This window comes from Panacagrimonas perspica (assembly GCF_004364935.1).
GTDB lineage: Bacteria > Pseudomonadota > Gammaproteobacteria > Nevskiales > Nevskiaceae > Panacagrimonas > Panacagrimonas perspica.
Genome location: NZ_SOBT01000003.1, coordinates 1 through 1,383, shown reverse-complemented (window position 1 = coordinate 1,383; position 1,383 = coordinate 1). Strand labels below are relative to the sequence as shown.

At 61.5% G+C, this 1,383-nt stretch carries 1 protein-coding gene; it reads left to right on the top strand.

The window, feature by feature from the left end:
- Positions 1-1,365, top strand: a 1,365-nt coding sequence (locus tag DFR24_RS00035; protein ID WP_210772659.1) for a DUF1329 domain-containing protein, incomplete at its 5' end; no start/stop codon positions are given.
- Positions 1,366-1,383: the final 18 nt, after the last annotated feature.

Sequence of the window (1,383 nt, the reverse complement as noted above, 5' to 3'; positions counted from 1 at the left end):
TACAGTCGCCGCTCCTTTATGGAGAAGGTGGCCACGGGTGCGGGAGCCGGTGTGCTCGCGCCGTTGTGGCCCACGATCGCCAATTCGGCGGATGACATCAGCAAGGCCTACCCGGACGAGCTGCTGTCGATCGAGATGTACACGAAGGGCAAGATCAAGCCGGGCGATGTCATCACCAAGGACAACGTCGAGGCGGTGAAGGATCTGCTCGAGCCGATTGCCTATGAGCAGGTGCTCAAGCACGGTCGTCGCATCAACATCGTGCAGTCCAACAAGGACGTCACGAAGCTGTTCAACGCGACGTATCTGCAGAAGACGCTGCAGAACAAGGGCCGCGCCAAGGTTGGCCCGGATGGCAACATCTGGACCGATGGCGACACCTCGAAGCCCTGGATCGGCGGCCTGCCGTTCCCGGATGCGACGGACGGCTTCCAGACGCAGGCGAACCTGACGCTGAACTGGGGCCGCCACGACTACTCGCAGTACGCCATTCCGTTCTACAGCCTCAACCCGGACGGTGAAGTCGGCTACCGCCACGAGCTGGTCTGGTGCGAACTGAACACGACGGTGCGCAACGACGGCACGGTGTTCCAGGGCATGAGCGACAAGCTGCGTCTGCAGTCGGTGTTCTTCACCGCGCCGAACGACACGAAGGGTTCGTCGTTCCTGTCGGTGTGGTACTACGATCAGCGCAAGTTCCCGGATCTGTACGGATACTTCCCGGCGTTCAAGCGCGTTCGTCAGTTCCCGACGAACCAGCGCTTCGAGCCGCTGGTCCCGGGCGTCACGTTCTTCCTGTCGGATGCCTGGGCTGCTGGCGACCCGATCCTGACCTGGGGTAACTACAAGATCGTCAAGCGTGGCCCGATGCTGGGTGCGATCTCGGGTTACTACAACTGGCCGGGCGGCAAGCACCCGACCTGGGATCAGACGGTTCACGGCGGACCGAAGGGCAAGACCTTCTACGACACGTGGATGGAGCTGATCCCCGAAGCGATCGTGTTCTCGGCCGAGCCCACGGGCTACCCGCGAGCACCGGTCGGTCGCAAGGAAGTCTATGTCGACGCCCGCAACATGATGTTCCCGTCGCAGGTGACGTACGACCGTCGTGGCACGATCTGGAAGCAGTTCGAGCCGGGCTTTGGTCAGTACAAGAACGACAAGACCGAAGTGCTCGACGCCAACGGCAAGCCGGATTGGAGCTGGATCTACTGCCACACGCACGACATCCAGTCGGGTCGTATGACCCGTTTCCGTCACGAGAAGAGCCTGCCGTCGGGCTACAAGAGCAAGTACGCGATGGAAGGCGAGGACGTCTACAACAAGTTCCTCACGCCGTCCGCGATGGCGCGCCTTGGAACCTGAGATTCAATAAGCGGTATG